We start from the raw sequence: 20,969 nt of genomic DNA, 5'->3' as shown, positions 1-20,969 counted from the left end.
CGCGCCACGTCTCGCGAGCGAGGTCCGCCGGTGAACGGCGACCTGCTCCTCAACATCGTCCTCGTCGTCGTCTTCGTGCTCATCGGTGGCGTGTTCGCCGCCACCGAGATGGCGCTCGTCACGCTGCGCGAGAGCCAGGTCAACGCGCTCGCCCTGCGCGGCAAGCGGGGTGAGAAGGTCGCCGCGCTGGCGCGGAACCCCAACACCTTCCTGTCGGCCGTGCAGATCGGTGTGACGGTCGCGGGCTTCGCTTCGGCGGCGTACGGCGCCTCGTCGATCGCGCCCTCGCTCGCTCCGCTGCTGGTCTCGTGGGGGCTGTCCGAGGCGGCCGCGATGACGGTGGCGACCATCGTCCTGACGCTGATCATCGCCTACCTCTCGCTCGTGCTGGGCGAGCTGGTGCCCAAGCGCCTCGCCATCCAGCGCAACGCCGCCTTCGCCTACGGCGTCGCGCCGGTGCTCAACGGATTCGCGAAGCTCATGCGCCCGGTGATCTGGCTGCTCTCGCTCTCGACCAACCTTCTCGTGCGGCTGTTGGGCGGTGACCCGAACAAGACCGGCGAGGAGCTGAGCGACGAGGAGCTCCGCGACATCGTGTCGAGCCACGAGGGGCTCCCCGAGGACGAGCGGCGCATCCTCGACGACGTGCTGTCGCTGCGCGACCGTCAGCTGAGCGAGGTGATGCGTCCGCGCCCTGAGGTCGTGTCATTGCCGGGCGGCGAGACCGTGGGTGCCGCGGCCGCGCTCGTGCGCGATCTGCCCTACTCGCGCTACCCGATCATCGATCAGACGATCGACGATGTTGCCGGGTTCGTGCACGTGCGCGACGTGCTGGATGCCGCGGGCACTGACGACGCGCAGCCGCTCCAGTCCATCGTGCGGCCGATCCGGTACTTCCCCTCGACCGCACGCCTCCTGCCGACACTCACCTCGATGCGGGCGGAGGGCAGCCAGATCGCGGTCGTCGTCGACGAGTACGGCGGCACCGACGGCATCGTGACGCTCGAGGATCTCGTCGAGGAGGTCGTCGGCGAGATCGTCGACGAGTACGACACAGAGGTCATGCCGCATCCGCTTTCGGGTGACGGCGGACCCGTCGACGGGCGGCTGAACCTGCAGGACTTCGAGGAGGCCACCGGCATCTCGATCCCGCGCGGGACGTCCGACACCGTCGCCGGGTTCGTGATCGAGCAGCTCGGGCGCCTCGCGAGGGTCGGCGACCGCATCGAGGTCGACGGCGCGACGATCGAGGTGACGCGGTTGGACCGTCGTCGCATCGCCGAGCTCCATGTTGCGCGCGCGTCGACGGAGGGTCCCGCGGTCGAACCTGCCGAAGGGTAAACTGGGGGTCGGTGCGTCGGGAAGTCTGGTCGACATGTCCGTCGGCGACTGCCGACGGAGGATCGAAAGGCTCCTCGCATGTACGACGCTCTTCCCCGCCGAGCCCGGCTGCGCCGCTGGCTGTCCCGCGAGACGACGGGCGGAGCACTTCTGCTCGGTGCTGCAGCGCTCGCCCTGATCTGGGCCAATTCGCCGCTCGCTGCCTCGTATGCGGCGCTGTCGGAGTTCACGATCGGGCCCGAGGCTCTGCACCTGGACCTCTCGCTGTCGACCTGGGCCGCGGACGGCCTGCTCGCGCTGTTCTTCTTCGTCGTCGGTGTCGAGCTGAAGCACGAGTTCGTCGCGGGCAGCCTGCGCCGCCCGCGCGAGGCCGCGGTGCCGGTGCTCGCGGCCGTCGGGGGGATGCTGCTCCCCGCGATCCTCTTCACCGTCGTGATCCTCGTCTCGGGCGACGCCGACGCGCTGCGCGGGTGGGCGATCCCGACCGCGACCGACATCGCCTTCGCGCTGGCGGTGCTGGCGATCTTCGGCCGGGGGCTCCCGCCGGGGCTGCGCACGTTCCTGCTGACGCTCGCCGTCGTCGATGATCTGCTCGCGATCCTGATCATCGCGATCTTCTACACCGCGACGATCCACATCGTGGCACTCGTGGTGGCGCTCGCGACCGCGGCGGTGTTCGCCGTCGTGGTCCGGCAGCGGTGGGCCCGGTGGTGGGTACTGCTGCCGCTCGGACTCGTCGTGTGGGGCTTCCTCCACGCGTCCGGCGTCCACGCCACGATCGCCGGGGTGCTGCTCGGGTTCGCCGTCCCCGCCCGCCCGGTGCACGGCGAGAGCGTGGCGCGCACCGACACGTACGACGACCTGGTGCGCCCCTTCTCCTCGGGTATCGCGCTCCCGGTCTTCGCATTCTTCGCCGCCGGGGTCAGCGTGGTCGGAACCAGCGACCCCCTGGCGGTCGTCGCGCAGCCCGTCGTCCTCGCCATCGTCGTCGGTCTGGTCGTCGGCAAGGCTGCGGGGGTGCTCGGGACGACCGCGCTCGTCACGCGCGTCACGCCGCTGCGCCTGCCCGGGGGTGTCGGGATGCGTGACCTCCTGCCCATCGGTCTGCTGTGCGGCATCGGGTTCACGGTGTCGCTGCTCATCACCGGCCTGTCGTTCGCCGACGGCGTCCACACCGACGGCGCTCGCCTCGGCGTGCTCCTCGGAACGCTGCTGTCGGCCGCGGGGGCCGCCGTGCTGCTCAGCAGGAGCGCTCGTCGGGCCCGGGCAGAGGCCGGCGCGCCCGCCGCGCACACGATCGACCGCGAAGGCCCCGCGCTCGGCTACGACCGGGACGAGTGAGCGGTGGCGGCCAGTGACCGGCCGCGTCGTGCGTGTTTCGGATCATCCCGTCTCACGGATGGGCCATCGAGTCAATCCCTGCGCGCGCCACGTGCACACACCCCTGAGCACGTTTTAGGATGCCGAAGTGCCCGAAGTCCCGACGCCCACGCATTACTGGTATCCGTCGGACTCTGATGATCCCGGCACTCCCCGCGAGCGCGGCATCGCCGTTCTGCAGGCTTTCCGCCTCTACCGCGCCGCCGAAGCCGCCATGCGGCGGCGGACCCGCGACTCGATGTCGATGGGTGAGAACGAGCTGCTCGTCCTCCGCTACCTCATCAAGGCGCAGGGCGAGGGCCGTCTCGTCGGGCCGACCGAACTCGCCCGCTACCTCGGTATCTCGACCGCTTCGACGACGGCCCTGATCGATCGGCTGCAGAAGTCGGGCCACGTCGTCCGCCAGGCGCATCCGAGCGATCGGCGCAGTGTCCACGTCGTGGCCACCGAGAAGTCGGACGACGAGGTGCGGGCGACGCTCGGGAGGATGCACGAGCGCATGATCGCCGCTGTCGACGGAATGACCGTCGACGAGGCGCGAGCCGTGATCGCGTGCCTCGGACGCCTCCAGCAGGCCGTCGACGAGGTCGACGCTCACGCCCATGACCCACGGGCAGAGCAGGCGCGCAGCGACCGCTCCTGACAGGTAGCTAGTCAGCGGAGAAAGCCCGCGAATTGACATTCGTCAGGCGGGGAACCGCATGACACGATGGGAACATGTGTTCCCTCCCGGTGACCCCGATCGAGGAGCGTTTCACCATCGAAGGGCAGGTGGTGACGTCGTTCTCGGGCGTCGTCTCGCGCCTGGCCGCCGCGCACCCGTCGCTCGCCGTCGTGGACGTCGAGCGCGTGGTCCTGCGGGAGTGGGAGGCCTTCAGCGCCAGCCGCCCCGTGGTCGTCCCCATCGGCGTCGAAGAGGGTGCGGCCGAAATGCTCGCGGTCGAGACCTCGGCTCAGATCGACGGTTAGCGGATCACGCGCCCGCGGTCCGTCGTTTATCGGACCGTCCGTTGCGCGTTAGGCTCACTGCGTGGGCCGATTCATCTACGACACGCTGGGGAACTCCGTCGAGATCGACGACCGTACTCTGGCACACCTGCGCATCGTCATCATGAACAAGCTGCGCCGTTCCGAGCCGTTCATGTTCGACATCGATCTGCCCCGCGGGGGTGAGCGTCGCAGCTACTGGATCCACCCGTCCGTGCCGCTGCAGTTCCATTTCTCGGGCAGCAGGCAGCCGCGGATCAACCGGCATTGGGTCGAGGAGCTCATGCAGGTGGCGAGCGGCCCGGCGGGACTCTCCATCGTTCCCGAGCCCGTGGACGACGGCGCACCCGAAGTCGGCTGACGTCGCCTGAGGCAGACCGCTCAGGCAGACCGCCGGGCGGCACACAGCCCGTCAGGCAGTCGTGTCGCTTCCGGACGGTGCGACCGTGTCGGGGTCGTCCAGATGCTCGGCGACGATCATGATGCCGCCGGACGAGTTGGCCGAGTTCGCCATCTCCTCGACCCACTCGCGGCTGAGCGTCGTCGGCTCGGGGTCGTCGAAAGCGAATCGGAGCGGGATCGAGGGGTGCAGCCAGATCGTGCTTCGCCCGGTGGGCTCGCCGTCGGGGTGTCGCCACGAGAGCGTGAAGCTCTCTCCGCGCCGCAGCTTCGTGGCGATGACCACCTTGAGGTGCGCCAGCGTGCGGTCTTCGATGTGGATCGGCGATGCGCCGTCTCCGTAGTAGATGGTGCCCACGACACCACATTAAACCGCCGCGAGACGAACCCCAATCTTGTTGTCAAGGCCTCGACGCTCCGTGGATAGCGGAGAAAAGTTGAAGTCGATGACGATCGATCCCCGCCCCGATGACGAGCTCGAGCCGAGAGGTGCCGGCCCGCTCGACGACGATGTGTTCGCGGATCTCCCGGCCTTCGATGTCGTCGACGGCGAGCTGATGCCGCGCGCTCCGAAGCGCCGTCAGTGACAATGGCGGGATGACGGCGAACGGCGCGCGGACCGGCGGCAGCGGGGATGACGGGTTCGACGCGGTGGCCGCGGAGCTGCTCGTCGTGCCGCCGGGAGACTTCGTCGCGGCCCGTAACGCTCGTGCGGCCGAGGCTTCCGGGGCGCTCGGCTCCCGCATCCGCGGTCTGCGCAAGCCGACGGTGGCAGCGTGGGCGGTCAATCTGCTGGCCCACGACCCCTCGTTCCGTGAGGCGCTCGAACTGTCCACCGCGTTGCGCGAAGCTCAGGACGACCTCGACGCGGCGGAACTCGCCCGGCTCGGCAAACAACGGCGTGCCCTCGTCGCGGCGCTCGCGCGGCGGTCCGCCGACCTGGCTGACGACGCCGGTGTCTCGCTGTCAGCGGCGGCCCGTGACGAGGTGGAGCGGACCGTCAACTCGGCGATCGTCGATGCTGCGGCGGGGGCCGTGGTGGCGGCCGGCCGGCTGGTGCGTACGCTCGAACCGGGCGCGCTCGACTCGGACGCGCTGACGGACCGCGTCGCCGGTTCGATACCCGGCGCTCCCGACGCGCCCGACAGGCCGCGTGACGACCTCGCCGAGCGCCGCGCTCGACGCGAGGCCGAGAAGCGGAGGCGTGAGGCGCAGCGCGAGGCGAGCGAGGCCGGTCGCGTGCTGGCACGAGCGGAGGAGCGTCGCTCGAGCGCCCGGGAACGGGCTGACAGGCTGCACGAGCGGGCCGACGAGCTCCGGCGAGACCTCGCGCGGGTGTCCGAGGATGCCGAGCGGGCCGACGCCGCCGTCGACGAGCTCGACGACGTGGTCGCGTCGGCGCGGGAGGCGCTGGCGGCGGCGGAGCGCAAGGTGCGCGCGGCCGACGACGACGGTCAATAGCATCGAAGGATGCCGGATGCTGCGACCGAACTGATCTCCGACGCCCGCCGTCGGCTGGTCGGTGTTCCCCGCGAGCGTCTCGGCGTCCGGAGTGAGGGGCGCCGCCTGCTCGGTTTCGGCCGCGCCGCCCGCATCCTGCCGGTCGGGGATGCGTGGCATCTCGGTGTTCTGCTCATCACCGACGACGAGGTGTTCGCGACCGGCGAGCTGCTGCGAGCCCGGGCCGAGGCGATCCGCGGGTACACCGCCGAGGCGCAGCGTGCCCGCTCCGAGCGCGCAGCGGCGGCGTTCCGCGGTGGCTTCGCCGAAGGCGAGCCGGTGCATCTGGACTGGTCGCCGATCGATCTCGACGTCGTCGATGCGGGCGGGGCTTCGGGTCCGCTCGCGCGCAGCGACGACGGTGTCGTGACCGTCGCGTTCGCGGCGGGCGCCCGGATGCCGCTGGCCGCCTACCTCGACGACCGGATCGCGCTGCTGCCCTGAGGCGTTCTCGGGGCCCCCGGGCAGCAGCGCGGCACAGCCTCAGTCGTCCGACTTGCCTCCCGTCGCGCGCAGGCGCCGCGCTTCCGCGCGCTCCTCGGCCTCTTGCTTCGCGGTCTTCTCGATCCGGGTGGTGTCGCGCGGCGGCAGCTGAATCGTCTCCTCCGCCGGCATCCCGGCCTGCAGTTCGCGTCCGCGCTCGAGCTCGGCGTCGAACTCGGCGCCGAACAGCAGTGCGAGGTTCGTGATCCACAGCCACAGCAGGAAGATGATCACGCCCGCGAACGACCCGTAGGTGCGCTCGTAGTTGGAGAAGTTCGCGACGTAGATGCCGAAGCCCGCGGTCGCGATGGCGAGCACGACGATGGCGATGACGGCGCCCGCGCTGATCCAGCGGAAACGCGGCTGCTTGGCGTTGGGCCCGAAGTAGTAGAGCACGGCGACGAGCAGGATGACGATGAAGGCGAGCACGGGCCATTTGGCGATCTGCCAGATGAGCACGGCGGTGCTGCCCAGGCCGATCGCGTCGCCGATGGCCTCGGCCACGGGGCCGGAGACGACGAGAAGGACGAGCGCGACGACGACGAGCGCGACCGCGAGAAGCGTCACGCCGAGCTGCTGCGGCTTGAGCTTGAGGAACGGTCGGCCCTCGTCGATCTCCCAGATGCGGTTCATGGCGCGGCTGAACGCCCCGACGTAACCCGAGGCCGACCACAGCGCCAGAACGATGCCGGAGACGAGGGCGAAGCCCGCTGCGGGGGAGCCCGCGATCTCCTCGATCGGCCCGCGGAGGGTCTCGGCGGCGCCTCCGGGCGCGATCTGTCCGACGATGTCGAGCACCGCATCGGCGGCCTGCTGTCCCTGTCCGATGACGCCGAGGAGCGAGAACACGGCCAGGAGTGCGGGGAACGCCGACAGAACGGCGTAGTAGGTCAGGCCGGCCGCGAGGTCGGGGCACTGGTCACGGCTGAACTCGCGGATAGTCCGCTTGAGCACGTGTTTCCACGAGGGCTTCTCGACATCGGTGATGGAGTCCGGCTTCGCGGGGTGCTCGGGGTCGGGTCCGTCGGTTCTCTGGTTGCTCATGTCTCTCCTGGGGGATCATGCACGCGGCGGGTGTTCGGCGCCGCGGGGGTGATCGGCGACGCGGGGGGAACGCGACCGTGCACCGGGCCGGCGACGACGGCCGCCCCGGTGCACGGTTCGTGCAGCGCTCGCGCTGCGGGGGGTGTCAGCTGCCGCTGACGTTGTCGCGGGCCTCCTGGGCGCGATCGGTGACGGTGCCGACCCCGTCCTGGGCGTCGCTCTTGACGTGGGAGACCGCCTCGGAGGCCGTCTCCTTCACCGCTGCCGCGGCATCCTGCACCGGCTCCTTCAGGTCGGAGCCGACCTGCTGGGCGACGCTCTTGGCTTCCTCGACGAGGGGCTGCGCCTGCTCCTTGACGTCGGCCGCGATGCCCTTCTCCTTGCTGGATGCGGGGATGAGCGACGCGACGAGCAGACCGCCGGCGAAGGCCATCAGCCCGACGGCGAGAGGGTTGCCCTCCGCCTTCGCGCCTACCTTGTGGGCAGCTCCGGACACGCCTCCGGCGACGGAGGACCCGGCGTCATGGAGCGACGAGCCGGCGTCGTCGGCCGCGCCCATCACCCGGTCACGGACGGATCCGAGTGCGCCTTTGATCTTGTCGGTCTGACGATGGGCGATCTTCGAGGGCGTCACCTTGTCGACGAGGGCGTCGGTGTCTTGGCTCAGCTCGCGACGCTTGCGCTCGATGTCGGCGCGGATCGCTTCCGGTGAATCGGTCATCGGTTCTCCTCATTTCTCTTCAATGCGTCGGGGATCTTGCCCAGGGTCTCGGCTGTCTTCGGGGCGCCCTGGACCTGCGCGAGCTGCTTGCGCCCGAGGGCGTAGAGCACGGCCGCGATGACGCCCCAGATGACGGCGACGATGACGGCCGACCAGCCGAGTCCGACCAGGTGGCCGAGCGCCCACCAGAGCGCGATCGACAGGAAGAAGATCGCCATGAGCGCCGCGTATCCCGCGCCGCCCAGCATTCCGGCGCCCTTGCCCGCGCGCGTTCCCGATTGCTTCAGCTCGGCTTTGGCCAGGTTGATCTCCTGGCGCATCAGCTCCGACAAGTCGCGCGTGACCTCGCCCAGCAGATCGCCGAGCGACGTATTCGCCGCCTGCTGCTCGGAAGGCGTGGGGTTATCGGTCATCTCGGCGCTCCCCGATGCCCTCGGTGTACGGCTCGTCGGCGGTCCGCCCGACGGAGCTGTCGTACAGCGGGGTGGGCTCGACAGCGTCCGGAGCGACGTCGATCGGCTCGTCGAGCGGAGCTCCGACGGGAGCGTTCGACGGGGCCGACGGCGCTGCGGGGATGCCGGTGGCTGCGGATCCCGGCGTGCCGATCGGCGCGTCGAGCGGAGCGTTCACCGGCGCGGGGGACGGTGCCGACGGTGCCGAGGGCACTCCGCCGGCAGTCCTTCCGGTCGCCCCGGAGACGGGGGCGGAGTCATGCTCCTCCTTCGCGCTCTCGGTGAGGGCGCGGGTGAGGCGGCCAGCGACGACGCCCGCGATCAACGCTCCCGCGATGAACACGCCAGGCTTGCGTCGGGCGAAGCTCTTCACTTCGCTCACCAGCGAGCCCGGGTCGCGCTGCGACAGCCAGTCCGACGCGCCGCTCACGCGGGTCGACACCTGGCGCACCAGGTCGGTGGCGATGCCGGGGTTCTCGGAGTTCTGCGCCAGAGAATCCAGCTCGTCGCCGATGGACCGCAGCCCGTCGGCGACACGCTGCTGCTGCGACGCCGCCTGCTCGGTGAGCTGCTGCTTCGTCTGCGCATAGACCTGCTTCGCCTGAGACTTGGCCTCCGACGCGACACCCGCCGCTTCCTGCTTGGCCGTCTCGACGACGTGCCCGGCCTCGGCCTTTGCGGCGCCCGCGACCTCTCCGGCTTCGTGCTTCGCCGTCTCCGCCGTTCCCGACCCTGATCCTGCCTGCGAGCCGGACGTCGGCTCACCATAGTTCTGCGACATCGGTTCTCCTCTCGGTACCGCTTGCGTTCGTGGGGTGCCGATGTAACGCCTCTTCCCCTCGTCTTGCCCCGGGGCTTGACGACGGCGAAGCGCTGTGGGATGGTCGCGCCTTCTGTACCGGCGCTGCGCGAAACGGATCCGAATCCGGGCCCTGGGGCATGCTCGGGCGCACGCTCTGGCACGCGGGCGCGCGTTTCGGCACGCGCTGGATCAGAACGGTGGGCGCCCCGGATCGGGTGGGTCTGGGATCGTGGTGGCGACGGTGAAGGCGACGAGTGGTGGTGGTGCGTCTTCGCGGTAGATCCGTCCGGTGGGTGAGGTCCAGATCAGCCTTCCGCCCGCGAGTTGTTGGACTCGCCATCGGGTGTGGTGTTTGACGTCGTGATGGCGTTTGCAGAGGTTGGCGAGGTTGCACACGTGCGTCGCGCCGCCGTCGGATGCGGCGATGGTGTGGTCGATCTCGCAGCGGATGGCGGGTTGCCGGCATCCGGGGAACCGGCAGTGCCGGTCCCGTGCCCGCAGCAGCCGCACCATCGCCGCCGTGGGCCGGTAGGTGTCGCATTCGAGCACGGTTCCCGTGACCGGGTGGGTCAGCAACCGATCCCACGAGGTTGCGTTGCCCGCGAGTTCGCGTGCAGTGGCGGCGTCGATGGGCGAGCGCCCGGCCAGGTCAGCGGGCCCGTCGTCCTGACCCATCAGCGTGAGTGCGGACACGGCGACCTGCACGTGTGCCCGGATCGCCCCGAGCGTTCCCTTCCCGTCACCGGTGCCAGTCGGGTCGAGGGCCGGCGCCCCCGCGAGGAGGAGGTCGGAGAACACGTCGGCGCGGACCTGGTCGATCGATCGCGCATCGTCGATGAACGACGACCCGTCGCGAATCGTCGTGTCGGCATCGGGTGAGCCGCCGTTCGCGTCGGCTCGAGTGTCAGGCGTGCCAGGCGCATCAGCCTGAGCCCGCGCGTTGATGATCTCCCGCGCCTGCCGCGTCAGCCGGTCAACAATCCCATCTGCGATCACCGTCGGCAGCGTCGCGATCAGGTCCGACATCCCATCGGCCCCGGCCTGCACCCGCACGCCCCGCCCCGCCGCGGCCTCCTCGTGCCGCTCCGTGAACGACCGCGGGTGAATCCGCTCCGCGATCATCCGCAACGCATCCCGCACCCGGTTCGGCGTCTCGCCCTCGCACCGCTCGACCGCAACCCGCTCGAACTCCGCCCGCTCCGCCACGGGCACGATGCACCCGACCTCCTGAATGGCCCGCACATGCCCGCGCACGATGCGCCCCGCCTCCCACGCGGCCATCGTCACCGGGTAGTTCTCGACCAGATCGCGCGCCTCGTCGATGCGCCGCTGCAGGGTCCGGTCGGTCGCGACGAACACTCCGGCAAGTTCCGCGGCGATGCCCCGCAACGCCATCTCGCGCGCCTTGACCTTCTCCGATGCCCCAGCAGCCTGCTTCTCCGCGAGCACACCAGCCGCCGCGAGCACCCGAACCTCACGGATCTGCGCCGCCCGCGCAGCATCCGCCGCCCCCTCGGCATCCGCGACGAGCTGAGCGAGGGCGTCGACATCGCCGTCGCTGCCCATCCCGCTGCCGAGCCCGCCATTCGAATGCATGTTCTAATGTTGCCACGAACCCCCGACATCGGCCCGCGACTTTCCACAGGCGCCGCAACGCCGCAAGCGGTGCCTCCGCCACAAGACGCTGATGTCCGAGCGGAGCAGGGTGGGGAGTTCTCCCCATCGACCCGGGCCGATCGGTGCCGATAGGTTTTCTGTGTCGGCTCCGGAGGGGGGTCGGGACATCTACTTTCAGGAGGGCCGTCATGGCTGATTTCGGTGCATCTTATGGCGAGATGGAGCAGGTTGCGAGCTCGCTGGCGCAGGCTCGTGATGACATTCAGGGTCAGCTGGACACCCTGAAGTCGCAGGTCGACACGCTTCTGGGCGACGACTTCAAGACGCAGCACGCGTCGGGCAAGTTCGGTGAGGGCTACTCCGAGCTCACCACCGGTCTGAAGAACGCGGTCGATGGCATCAACGACATGTCCGAGTCGCTGCTGGGCATGATGCGCGCGATCCAGGACCTCGACCAGCAGCTCGCCGGCAGCTGATCGGTTCGCGACATCGATGCGGTGCGGACCGGGCTGCATCCTGGTCCGCACCGAACTGAGGCGGTGTTGCGTTCGATGATCGTCGACGATGTGATCGAGCGGCGACAGGCACCAGACTTCATCCCCGCAGACCTGATCACTGCGAACGCGAAGGAGCAACCCGGGTGGCGCGAGTGACGGCGGAGACGCCGCAGGAACTGGCGCAGCACGCGACCGGCTGGGATCGAGTGTCGTGGTGGAAGCTCGAGGCCACCGCGTTCCGCGCGCACCCCGAGGTGCAGTTGGCGCTGGCCCGGTTGGCGCCGCGTGGGGCCTGGAGCTCGCTCGTGCCCGATCGTCCCGTTTTCGTGCAGCCGCTGCTCGCTTTCGCCCAGATCGCCTCCCTCGTGATCCCCGCCGTCGCCGCTTTCGCCTCGTTGCGAGCGGTGCTCATCGAGGGCGATCAACTGGATCTCGCGGTGGCGGGCACGGCGATGGGCGTCGCCGCCCTCATCGCGTTGTTCGGGGTGCTGTCGCAGCGAGGCCGCCCTGAGAGCGTGCACCCGCGCACCATGCGCACGATCGGCATCGTCCATCTGATCTCCGCGTTGGCGGTGGCGGTCGTCGCGGTGCAGGCACTCCTCGATGATCGGCTCCTCGGCGCGTGGGGCATCGCCGGCGTGCTGGTCGACCTCGCGCTCGGCGCCTTTCTGACGATCCGCCAGCGCCGGATGCCGACGGATGAGAACCGTGACAACGTCGAGCGTGCCGGTGCAGGCTTGAACCGTCGGATCGACGCGCTGCCACCCGCAGCGGCGGCGGCGACCCTCACGACGATCGGGGAGGCCGTCGACATCCTCGCCTCGCGTGGGCTGATCAGTGCTACCGATGCAGCGCGCGCGCGCCGCGCACCGTTGGGTCTGCTCGCGGCCACGATGACCGCCGTGGCGGGCATCGTCCTGACGGGATGTGGAGCGACGGTGGCGCAACCGGCGGGAGACGAGCTGTACCAGGAGGCGGAGAGCCTGTACCTCGACTTCCGCGAGACGACGAATGGCGTGCTGGCCGTCATCAACGAGGGGCCGTGGGAGGTGCGGACGTACGGGATGACCCCATCCGGTGTCGGGTGCGACGACGGCTGGAAGTTCGACCTGACACGCACGACCACGATCGATCCGGCAGAGGTGGCTGGCAGGCGCGACGCTGTCGCGCAGCACCTGGTGTCCGAAGGCTTCGATGTCGACGGCATGGACCTTGCGTCGGGCGAGGTCGCGTCTAGCGACGTGATCGTCCGTGAGCAGGGCGTCTACTCCCTGCTCACGGTGACGCTGGTCGACAACGGGAACGTCGTCGTCACCGCCACGTCGCCGTGCAAGCCCGGCGACAAGTTCGAGCTCAGCCGGATGCTGTTCGGCAAGGGCCCCCTGCCTGAGGGGTATCTCCCCGACCGGGAATCTCCCTCCGACCCCGTGTTCTTCGGCACCGACCGCGGCGAGCGCTGACTCTCATCGCGACGAGCCGACGAGATGTCGACGGTTCGTCGACGGCTGTCGAGTGCACCGGGTCGTACGGATCAGTCTGAGTGATGTGAAACTCAGGAACAGGGGAGATCATGTCGAGCATGGCCGCCATCGGCAAGGGTCGTTCGGAGCAGGCGACATGACGTCGGGGCCCGCCGCGCGTTTCGCGGCATCGCGCCGCACGTGGGAGCCCATCGACTGGTGGCGTCTCGAAGCGCGTGCCTGGCAGGAAGCGCCCGAGGTGCGTCGGGTCATGGCCTTCTCAGCGCCCACCTCGGTGTTCCGGGAGTTGGCTGCCCACTCGGGTCGGCACCCCGTGATGACGATCCTGCTTCTGATCTGGAACCTCGTCGGGATGGCGGCGCCGGTGGTTGGCGCTGCGCTGCTTCTCGGGTGGGTGTTCGGCCGAGCGGATATCGCCGCGGTCGGTGCTGCTGGTGTCGTCTTCGCCGCGGGTGCCGTGGTCGCCGGTGCCGGGCTGCTCACGAGCGGGAGTGATGGAGGCCGCGTCGACGCGGGATCCGCTCACGCGGTCGGCTGGATACACGCTCCGGCAGCGGCCGTCGCGCTGGTCGTATCAATCCTCGCAGCGACCCAGGATCAGGCCGAGGGCATGTGGGGCATCGCGGCGATCGCGGCAGATCTCATCGTGGGCGCGTTGTACTTCGTGGTCTTCCGGCGCAAGCCGACGGACGGCTCCGCACGCTGGAAGGGGACGGTGGATCGGCTCGCCGCGGCCATCGCCGCTCTCGATGAGGACACACGCGCCCGCATCCTGGCGGATGTCGGCGACGCCATCGACGAGCTCGAGATCGCGGGCCGCATCACGGAGTCCATCGCGACGGACGCGCGGCAGACGCCGCCCGGTATGCTCGGCGCGCGCTTCGCGCCCCGCCGCGCTTGACCGGGCGCTGACGCCCGACCGAGCGACGAGCCTCATTGAGAACGGACTCCCGCCGCGCGCTTGTCAAGGGCACCGGGTCGCGTGATTCGGCCTGAGTAGTGTGAGCCTCACGAACAGGGGAGATCACATGCAGGCATGGCCGGGTTCCGCGTATCCGCTCGGAGCGACCTACGACGGCAACGGGACGAACTTCGCCCTCTTCAGCGAAGGCGCCGAGAAAGTCGAGCTCTGCCTCTTCGATGAGGACGGCACTGAGACGTGCGTCGAGTTGCGCGACGTCGACGCCTTCGTCTGGCACGCCTACCTGCCGAACGTGCAGCCGGGGCAGCGTTACGGCTACCGCGTGCACGGTCCGAACGACCCGGCCGACGGCAAGCGGTTCAACCCGAGCAAGCTGCTGCTCGACCCGTACGCCAAGGCCGTCGAGGGTCAGATCGACTGGGGACAGCCGGTGTTCGGCTACAACTTCGGCGAGCCGGACTCGTTCAACGACGAGGATTCGGCCGCTCACATGATGAAGGGCGTCGTCGTCAACCCGTTCTTCGACTGGGCGGGCGACCGTCAGCCGAAGATCCCCTACGCCGAAAGCGTCATCTACGAGGCTCATGTGAAGGGCCTGACGCAGCTGCACCCCGACATCCCCGAGGACATCCGCGGGACCTACGCCGGGCTCGCGCATCCCGCCGTGATCGACCACCTCAAGAAGATCGGCATCACGGCGATCGAGCTGATGCCGGTGCACCAGTTCGTCAACGACTCCACGCTGCAGGAGAAGGGCCTGTCGAACTACTGGGGCTACAACACGATCGCGTTCTTCGCGCCCCAGAACACCTACTCGGCCACGGGCGACCACGGCCAGCAGGTGCAGGAGTTCAAGGCGATGGTCAAGGCGCTGCACGCCGCCGGCATCGAGGTCATCCTCGACGTCGTCTACAACCACACCGCCGAGGGCAACCACATGGGCCCGACCCTCTCGATGCGCGGCATCGACAACGAGGCCTATTACCGGCTCGAGGACGACGACAAGCGCTACTACACCGACTACACCGGCACCGGGAACAGCCTCAACGTCGGCAACCCGCACGCACTGCAGCTGATCATGGACTCGCTGCGCTACTGGGTGACCGAGATGCACGTCGACGGCTTCCGCTTCGACCTCGCGGCGACGCTGGCGCGCGAGTTCTACGACGTCGACCGGCTGTCGGCGTTCTTCGAGCTCGTGCAGCAGGACCCGATCGTCTCGCAGGTCAAGCTCATCGCCGAGCCGTGGGACATCGGCCCCGGCGGTTACCAGGTCGGCAACTTCCCGCCGCAGTGGACCGAGTGGAACGGCAAGTACCGCGACACCGTCCGTGACTTCTGGCGCGGCGAGGCTTCGACGCTCGGCGAGTTCGCCTCTCGGCTCACCGGCTCGGCCGACCTCTACGAGCACGACGGCCGGTGGCCGGTGGCATCCATCAACTTCGTCACCGCGCACGACGGCTTCACGCTGCGCGACCTCGTGTCGTACAACGAAAAGCACAACGACGCCAACGGCGAGGACGGCAGCGACGGCGAGTCGCACAACCGCTCGTACAACATGGGCGTCGAAGGCCCTACCGATGACCCGCACGTGCTGACGATGCGCGCTCGCCAGCAGCGGAACTTCCTCGCGACCCTGCTGCTCAGCCAGGGCGTGCCGATGATCTGTCACGGCGACGAGCTCGGACGCACGCAGCAGGGCAACAACAACGGCTACGCGCAGGACAATGAGTTGACGTGGATCCACTGGGACCAGGTCGACCAGCCGCTCATCGAGTTCACGGCGGCTCTCGCGCGACTGCGGCGCCTGCACCCGACGTTCCGGCGCAGCCGCTTCTTCGACGGTCGTCCCGTACGCCGCGAAGAGGGTGCGCCGCTTCCCGACATCGTGTGGCTGCGCCCCGACGGCACCGCCATGCAGCCCGAGGACTGGGACTCCGGGTTCGGGCGGGCGGTCGGCGTCTTCCTCAACGGCGACGGCATCCGCGAGCGCGACCGGCGCGGTGAGGACATCTCCGACGACCACTTCTTCGTGCTGTTCAACGCCGGTGACGACGAGGTCGAGTTCACCGTGCCCTCCGACCAGTACGCGGACCGATGGGAGGTGCTGATCGACACGAGCGGCGAGCTCGTCGGCACCGACCCGCTCGAGGGCGGCAACGCGCTGCAGGTCCGTGCCAAGTCGCTCGTCGTCCTGGGGGAGTACACCGAGCCCGAGCCCGAGACCGACCACTCGGTGGCGGCCTCGCTCGCGGGGTACACGACGCCCATCGACATCGTTCCCGCCGAGGCGCCGACCCCCGAGGTCACGGGCCGATGACGGCTCCGATCTCGACCTACCGGCTGCAGATCCGACCGGCGTTCGACCTCACGGCGGCCGCCGAGGTGACGGACTACCTCCGTGACCTCGGCGTGGACTGGGCCTACCTCTCTCCGCTGCTCGCGGCGGCGGAGGGGTCGGACCACGGCTACGACGTCGTCGACCCGACGATCGTCGACCCGCGCCGCGGCGGCGCCGAGGGGCTCGCGCGGTTCTCGGCCGCCGCCCGCGGTGCCGGACTCGGTGTGCTCGTCGACATCGTGCCCAACCATCAGGGCGTCGCGGTTCCGGCCGAGAACCCCTGGTGGTGGGACGTCCTCCGACACGGTCGCGCATCAGTCCACGCCGAGGCGTTCGACATCGACTGGGAGTACGGCGGGGGCAAGGTCGGCCTGCCGATCCTCGGCTCCACGCTCCGCGAAGCCGTCGCCGCCGGTGAGATCGAGGTCGCGCCGGTGACGGCCGACGAGGCGAACGGCGCCGAGGGTGTCGCCCGCTATTACGACCACGTGCTGCCGCTCGCCGACGGAACCGCACCCGCGGCGGCGACCACCGACCCCGCCACCGTGGATGCTGTGCTCGCCGCGCAGCACTGGCGTGCCGCGTTCTGGCGCGACGACGCGACCGAGCTGAACTACCGGCGCTTCTTCGCCGTGAACACGCTCGCGGGTGTGCGCGTCGACGTGCCGGCGGTCTTCGAGGCGAGCCATGTCGAGATCCTCCGCTGGCTGCGCGAGGGCTTGGCCGACGGCCTCCGCATCGACCACCCCGACGGCCTCGCCGACCCCGGCGGGTATCTCGAGCAGCTCGCCGAGGCGACCGGCGGCGCGTATGTCGTGGTCGAGAAGATCCTCGAGCACGCCGCCACGGATCACGCCGAGCAGCTGCCGTCCTGGTGGCCGACCGCGGGTACGACCGGGTACGACGCGATGGCCGAGATCGACCGTGTGCTCATCGATCCGGCCGGCGAGGGTCGACTCGACGAGCTCGACGCCGCGCTCCGCTCGGACGATGCCCCCGCGTCGTACGACGAGATCGTGCGCGGGGCCAAGCGTGCGGTCGCTGATACGCTGCAGGCCGCAGAGGTGGGGCGTCTCGTGCGCTGCCTGCCCGAGGAGGTGCGCGAAGCGCTGGGAGCGGATGTCGCGCGCGACGCGTTCGCCGAACTCCTGACGAGCTTCTCGGTGTACCGCGTCTATCCGCCGGTGGGTGACGAGCTCGTCGCCGAGGCGGTGGCCGCGGCATCCGCATCCCGCCCCGATCTCGCCGACGCGATCGCGACCCTCGCCCCGCTGGTCACGGCGGGCGACACCGAGCTGAGCCGCCGCTTCGGTCAGACGACCGGGCCGGTCATGGCCAAGGGCGTCGAAGACAGTGCGTTCTACCGTTATCCGCGTCTCGGCACGCTCACCGAGGTGGGCGGCGACCCGGGCGTCTTCGCCCTCGACGTCGCGGGCTTCCACCTCGCGCAGGCGAACCGTCAGGCGATGTGGCCGCAGGCCCTCACGGCGCTGAGCACCCACGACACCAAGCGCAGCGAAGACGTCCGCGCCCGGCTGTCCGTCATCGCCGAGCTGCCCGACCGCTGGTCCGACGCCCTCGGACGCCTGCGGGCGATCGCCTCGACCGGCGACGGCCGCCTCGACGACCTGCTCTGGCAGGCCATCATCGGTGCGTGGCCCGCGTCGCCCGAGCGGCTTCGCGACTACGCCGAGAAAGCCTCGCGCGAGGGCGGCATGGTCACGACCTGGACGGACCCCGACGAGGATGCCGAAGCCCGCATCGCCGCGCTGGTGGATGCCGCCACCTCGGGCGAGGCCCGCGCGGTGGTCGAGGAGGTCGTCGGTGAGCTGACGCCTCCCGGGCGCTCGAACTCCCTCGCCGCCAAGCTGCTGCAGCTGACCGCGCCCGGGGTGCCCGATGTCTATCAGGGCTCCGAGCTGTGGGACCTCTCGCTGGTCGACCCCGACAATCGTCGCGACGTCGACTTCGCCGAGCGCCGCGAGCTGCTCACGAAGCTCGACGGCGGATGGCATCCCGAGATCGACGACTCCGGTGCGGCGAAGCTCCTCGTCGTGTCGCGAGCGCTCCGCCTGCGTCGCGATCGTCCCGAACTGTTCACGCGCTACGCCCCGCTGCCGGTCGTCGGCTCCGCCGCCGACCACGCGATCGCCTTCGACCGCGGCGGCGCCGTCACCGTCGCGACGCGCCTGCCCGTCGGCCTCGCCGCGCGCGGCGGATGGGGCGGCACAGTCGTGATGGTTCCGCCGGGGCGCCACGTCGACCAGCTGACCGGCCATGCCTGGAACGGCGGCGCGGTGCGCTTGGCCGACCTGCTCGACACGTACCCGGTGGCGCTGCTCGCCGCCGAACGTCCGACCGCCGAAGGGAAGAACGCATGATCGAGGTATGGGCGCCGCGCCCCGAGCGGGTGCGGCTGCGACGGCCGGATGCCGCGGACGTCGAGCTCTCGCGCTCGGCGGACGGCTGGTGGTCGGCCGACGTCGACCTCGGCCCGGGCGATCGGTACGGCTTCGTCCTCGGCGACGGCGACGACGCGCGCCCCGACCCGCGCTCGCGGCGGCAGCCTGACGGCGTCCACGGTCTGTCGGCGATCGACGACCCGTCGTCGTTCGCGTGGACCGATCAGGCCTGGACGGGAAGGTCGCTCGCCGGCGGCATCATCTACGAGCTGCACATCGGCACCTTCACGAGCGCCGGCACGCTCGACGCCGCCATCGGGCGCCTCGACCATCTCGTCGAGCTCGGCGTGACCCACATCGAGCTCCTTCCGGTCAATGCCTTCAACGGCACCCACAACTGGGGCTACGACGGGGTGCTCTGGTACGCCGTCCAGGAGAGCTACGGCGGGCCGGACGCGTACCGCCGATTCGTCGATGCCGCGCACGGGGCCGGTCTCGCCGTCATCCAGGACGTCGTCTACAACCACCTCGGGCCTTCGGGAAACTACCTGCCCGAGTACGGTCCGTATCTTCGCGACGGTCGCCGCAACACGTGGGGCGACAGCGTGAATCTCGACGAGGATGCCGTTCGCGAGTACATCATCGGCAACGCCGAGATGTGGTTGCGCGACTTCCACGTCGACGGGCTGCGGCTGGACGCCGTGCACGCGCTGCACGACGACGACAGCCCCGTTCACATCCTCGGCGAGATCGCCGACCGCGTCGACGCGCTCGGCACGCACCTCGGGCGCCCGCTGACGCTCATCGCCGAGAGCGACATGAACGACCCCGTCATGATCCTGCCGCGCGAGGCGGGCGGGCACGGGATGACGGCGCAGTGGTCGGACGACTGGCACCACTCCGTGCACGTCGCGCTCACGGGCGAGACGGGCGGCTACTACGCCGACTTCGACGCGCTCGACGCCGTGCCGAAGACCTGGAACTCGGGCTTCTTCCACGACGGCACCTACTCGTCGTTCCGGGGCCGCGAGCACGGCCGTCCGATTCCGGCCGAGTCGCCGTCGTGGCGGCTGGTGACCTTCGCGCAGGACCACGACCAGATCGGCAACCGCGCGGCGGGCGATCGGCTGTCGGCGACGCTCGACGCCGACCGGCTCGCCGTCGCGGCCGTCCTGACGCTGACCGCGCCGGGAACCCCGATGCTGTTCATGGGCGAGGAGTGGGGCGCGTCCACGCCGTGGCAGTTCTTCACGTCGCACCCCGAGCCCGAGCTCGCCGAGGCGACCGCTGCCGGACGGAAGCAGGAGTTCGCCGAGATGGGCTGGGATGAGGACCTCGTTCCGGACCCCAACGATCCGGCGACCTTCCTGCGGTCGAAGCTCGACTGGACGGAGGTCGGCGAAGGCGACCACGCTCGCCTGCTCGCGCTGTACCGCGAGCTCGGACGGCTGCGCCGTTCGGTGCCCGACCTGACCGACCCGCGATTCACCGCGCGCGGTGCCGGTGCGGCGGAAGGTGAGGGCGGCCGGCTCTACGACCTCCAGCGAGGTCGTGCACGCGTGCTCGTGAACCTCTCCGAGGCGCCGTGGCGGGTCGAGCCGAACGGCGACGTGGTGTGGCTCGAGACGCTGCCGAGCCGGATCGTCGACGATCTGCTCGTCGTCGAGCCGAACTCGGCCGTCATCGTGGGGCCGGATCTGTCAAGCGGATGACCGGCCGCGGGGTCGGATCTACCGTGAAGGGATGAGCACCACAGCGCACCACGCCGCCCGCCCTCCGCAGAAGTCGTCGGACCTCGTCCGGCAGATCGCGGTCATCTCGGCCGTCGTCTTCATGATCATCGCCGCGATGGTCGGGACCGGGCTCTTCGGCGGGACGAACGTGCGCGATCTGCAGGGCGGCGCGCTCGACGCCGACTCGACGGTGCTCGCGCCGGGAACTCAGGCGTTCAGCATCTGGTCGGTCATCTACCTCTTCATGATCGGCTACACGATCTGGCAGGCGCTGCCCGCGCAGCGCTCCCGCGACCGGCAGCGGCTCGTGGGATGGTGGATCGCGCTGACCGCCGTGCTCAACGGGGGATGGCTGCTCGCGGCGCAGTTCACGACCTTGCCGCTGACGGTCGTCGCGATCGTGGCGCTCCTCGCCGCGCTCGGCTGGACGTTCCACCTGCTGGTGCGCTCGCGGCCGCAGTCGGTCGGCGACCGGCTGCTCATGGACGCCACGGTGGGCCTGCACCTCGGATGGGTCTCGCTGGCGACGGTCGCGAACGTCACGGCGTGGCTCAGCCGCACCGTCCCCCAGTCGTGGGGCATGCAGGCCGACGTGTGGGGTGTGGCCGTGCTCGTGCTCGTGGCCGCCGTCGGCGTGGGCATCGCAGCCTTCTCGCGCGGGCGCCCCTCGCCGATCATCGCGCTGTCGTGGGGCCTGGCGTGGGTGGCCATCGCCCGCACGACCGATCAGCCCCACTCGACGCCGGTGGCCATCGCCGCCATCGCCGTCATCGTCGTGGTCGTCGCCGCCGCAGCCGTGACGGCCTGGCGCTCGAACGGCCGCGAGCACCGCGGCATCCTGCGCCGCACCCGCACAGCCTGACCGGT

General features: G+C 70.1%; 21 protein-coding genes. 15 read left to right on the top strand and 6 right to left on the bottom strand.

The genetic code is table 11. The features are described 5' to 3' along the window. The first annotated feature begins 30 nt into the window (after nt 1-30). The 5 genes from VC184_RS14350 (at nt 31) to VC184_RS14330 (ending at nt 4,069) form a co-directional block, all read left to right on the top strand. The gene (locus VC184_RS14350; RefSeq protein WP_274179271.1) at nt 31-1,341 is read left to right on the top strand and encodes a hemolysin family protein; all 1,311 of its coding nucleotides are present in this window, start codon (nt 31-33) and stop codon (nt 1,339-1,341) included. Nucleotides 1,342-1,419: 78 nt separating this feature from the next. Further along, the gene (gene nhaA, locus VC184_RS14345; RefSeq protein ID WP_323986709.1) at nt 1,420-2,682 is read left to right on the top strand and encodes a Na+/H+ antiporter NhaA; all 1,263 of its coding nucleotides are present in this window, start codon (nt 1,420-1,422) and stop codon (nt 2,680-2,682) included. A gap of 127 nt (nt 2,683-2,809) precedes the next feature. Next, complete coding sequence (locus VC184_RS14340) at nt 2,810-3,364, top strand: MarR family winged helix-turn-helix transcriptional regulator (protein WP_240309765.1); 555 nt, start codon at nt 2,810-2,812, stop codon at nt 3,362-3,364. Nucleotides 3,365-3,438: 74 nt separating this feature from the next. Continuing rightward, a complete protein-coding gene (locus tag VC184_RS14335) occupies nt 3,439-3,690 on the top strand; it encodes a hypothetical protein (protein ID WP_269268212.1) in 252 nt (83 codons plus the stop codon). A 61-nt stretch (nt 3,691-3,751) separates the two neighbouring features. Beyond that, on the top strand, nt 3,752-4,069 hold the full coding sequence (locus VC184_RS14330; protein ID WP_112617734.1) for a DUF7882 family protein: 318 nt from the start codon (nt 3,752-3,754) through the stop codon (nt 4,067-4,069). 51 nt (nt 4,070-4,120) lie between these two features. Here VC184_RS14330 and VC184_RS14325 read toward each other — a convergent pair whose 3' ends face one another. Next, entirely contained in the window at nt 4,121-4,465 is a 345-nt protein-coding gene (locus VC184_RS14325) for a DUF7882 family protein (RefSeq protein WP_112617735.1), read from the bottom strand. 88 nt (nt 4,466-4,553) lie between these two features. Between VC184_RS14325 and VC184_RS14320 the strand changes: the two genes are divergently transcribed. The 3 genes from VC184_RS14320 to VC184_RS14310 are packed head-to-tail and all read left to right on the top strand — an operon-like array spanning nt 4,554 to nt 6,051. Beyond that, a complete protein-coding gene (locus VC184_RS14320; protein WP_162815491.1) occupies nt 4,554-4,694 on the top strand; it encodes a hypothetical protein in 141 nt (46 codons plus the stop codon). Between the two features lie 10 nt (nt 4,695-4,704). Further along, on the top strand, nt 4,705-5,568 hold the full coding sequence (locus VC184_RS14315; RefSeq protein WP_323986708.1) for a transposase: 864 nt from the start codon (nt 4,705-4,707) through the stop codon (nt 5,566-5,568). A 9-nt stretch (nt 5,569-5,577) separates the two neighbouring features. Further along, the gene (locus tag VC184_RS14310; RefSeq protein ID WP_282501591.1) at nt 5,578-6,051 is read left to right on the top strand and encodes a glutaminase; all 474 of its coding nucleotides are present in this window, start codon (nt 5,578-5,580) and stop codon (nt 6,049-6,051) included. A 39-nt stretch (nt 6,052-6,090) separates the two neighbouring features. Here the strand turns inward: VC184_RS14310 and VC184_RS14305 are convergent, their stop codons facing one another. From VC184_RS14305 to VC184_RS14285, 5 genes are all read right to left on the bottom strand, one after another. After that, nucleotides 6,091-7,134, bottom strand: a complete 1,044-nt coding sequence (locus tag VC184_RS14305) for a YihY/virulence factor BrkB family protein (protein ID WP_282501590.1) — start codon at nt 7,132-7,134, stop codon at nt 6,091-6,093. A 145-nt stretch (nt 7,135-7,279) separates the two neighbouring features. Continuing rightward, nucleotides 7,280-7,855 (bottom strand): DUF3618 domain-containing protein, encoded by a 576-nt coding sequence (locus VC184_RS14300; protein WP_114588803.1) that lies wholly within the window; start codon nt 7,853-7,855, stop codon nt 7,280-7,282. Then, complete coding sequence (locus VC184_RS14295; RefSeq protein WP_323986707.1) at nt 7,852-8,268, bottom strand: phage holin family protein; 417 nt, start codon at nt 8,266-8,268, stop codon at nt 7,852-7,854. Before VC184_RS14295 ends, VC184_RS14300 begins: the two co-directional genes overlap by 4 nt. Beyond that, the gene (locus VC184_RS14290) at nt 8,258-9,088 is read right to left on the bottom strand and encodes a hypothetical protein (protein ID WP_323986705.1); all 831 of its coding nucleotides are present in this window, start codon (nt 9,086-9,088) and stop codon (nt 8,258-8,260) included. The genes VC184_RS14295 and VC184_RS14290 overlap by 11 nt, the downstream gene beginning before the upstream one ends. 210 nt (nt 9,089-9,298) lie before the next feature. Next, nucleotides 9,299-10,705, bottom strand: a complete 1,407-nt coding sequence (locus VC184_RS14285) for an HNH endonuclease signature motif containing protein (protein WP_323986703.1) — start codon at nt 10,703-10,705, stop codon at nt 9,299-9,301. A gap of 209 nt (nt 10,706-10,914) precedes the next feature. On the opposite strand from VC184_RS14285, the gene VC184_RS14280 reads away from it, so the two are divergent. The 7 genes from VC184_RS14280 (at nt 10,915) to VC184_RS14250 (ending at nt 20,964) form a co-directional block, all read left to right on the top strand. After that, complete coding sequence (locus VC184_RS14280; protein WP_112617469.1) at nt 10,915-11,202, top strand: WXG100 family type VII secretion target; 288 nt, start codon at nt 10,915-10,917, stop codon at nt 11,200-11,202. A gap of 164 nt (nt 11,203-11,366) precedes the next feature. Further along, entirely contained in the window at nt 11,367-12,683 is a 1,317-nt protein-coding gene (locus tag VC184_RS14275; RefSeq protein WP_323986701.1) for a hypothetical protein, read from the top strand. Nucleotides 12,684-12,840: 157 nt separating this feature from the next. After that, complete coding sequence (locus VC184_RS14270; protein WP_323986698.1) at nt 12,841-13,605, top strand: hypothetical protein; 765 nt, start codon at nt 12,841-12,843, stop codon at nt 13,603-13,605. Between the two features lie 127 nt (nt 13,606-13,732). Next, nucleotides 13,733-15,946 (top strand): glycogen debranching protein GlgX, encoded by a 2,214-nt coding sequence (glgX, locus tag VC184_RS14265; protein WP_323986696.1) that lies wholly within the window; start codon nt 13,733-13,735, stop codon nt 15,944-15,946. Continuing rightward, nucleotides 15,943-18,348 carry a malto-oligosyltrehalose synthase gene (gene treY, locus VC184_RS14260; protein ID WP_323986694.1) on the top strand — a complete coding sequence of 802 codons (2,406 nt, stop codon included), beginning with the start codon at nt 15,943-15,945 and terminating at the stop codon, nt 18,346-18,348. The genes glgX and treY overlap by 4 nt, the downstream gene beginning before the upstream one ends. Continuing rightward, a complete protein-coding gene (gene treZ / locus VC184_RS14255; protein WP_282501581.1) occupies nt 18,345-20,081 on the top strand; it encodes a malto-oligosyltrehalose trehalohydrolase in 1,737 nt (578 codons plus the stop codon). Before treY ends, treZ begins: the two co-directional genes overlap by 4 nt. Before the next feature lie 31 nt (nt 20,082-20,112). Continuing rightward, on the top strand, nt 20,113-20,964 hold the full coding sequence (locus tag VC184_RS14250) for a tryptophan-rich sensory protein (RefSeq protein ID WP_282501580.1): 852 nt from the start codon (nt 20,113-20,115) through the stop codon (nt 20,962-20,964). Nucleotides 20,965-20,969 lie beyond the last annotated feature (5 nt).

Source organism: Microbacterium plantarum, assembly GCF_035231185.1.
Lineage (GTDB): Bacteria > Actinomycetota > Actinomycetes > Actinomycetales > Microbacteriaceae > Microbacterium > Microbacterium plantarum.
Note: the sequence above shows the minus strand (reverse complement) of the source record. Positions and strands in the feature narration are given on the sequence as shown.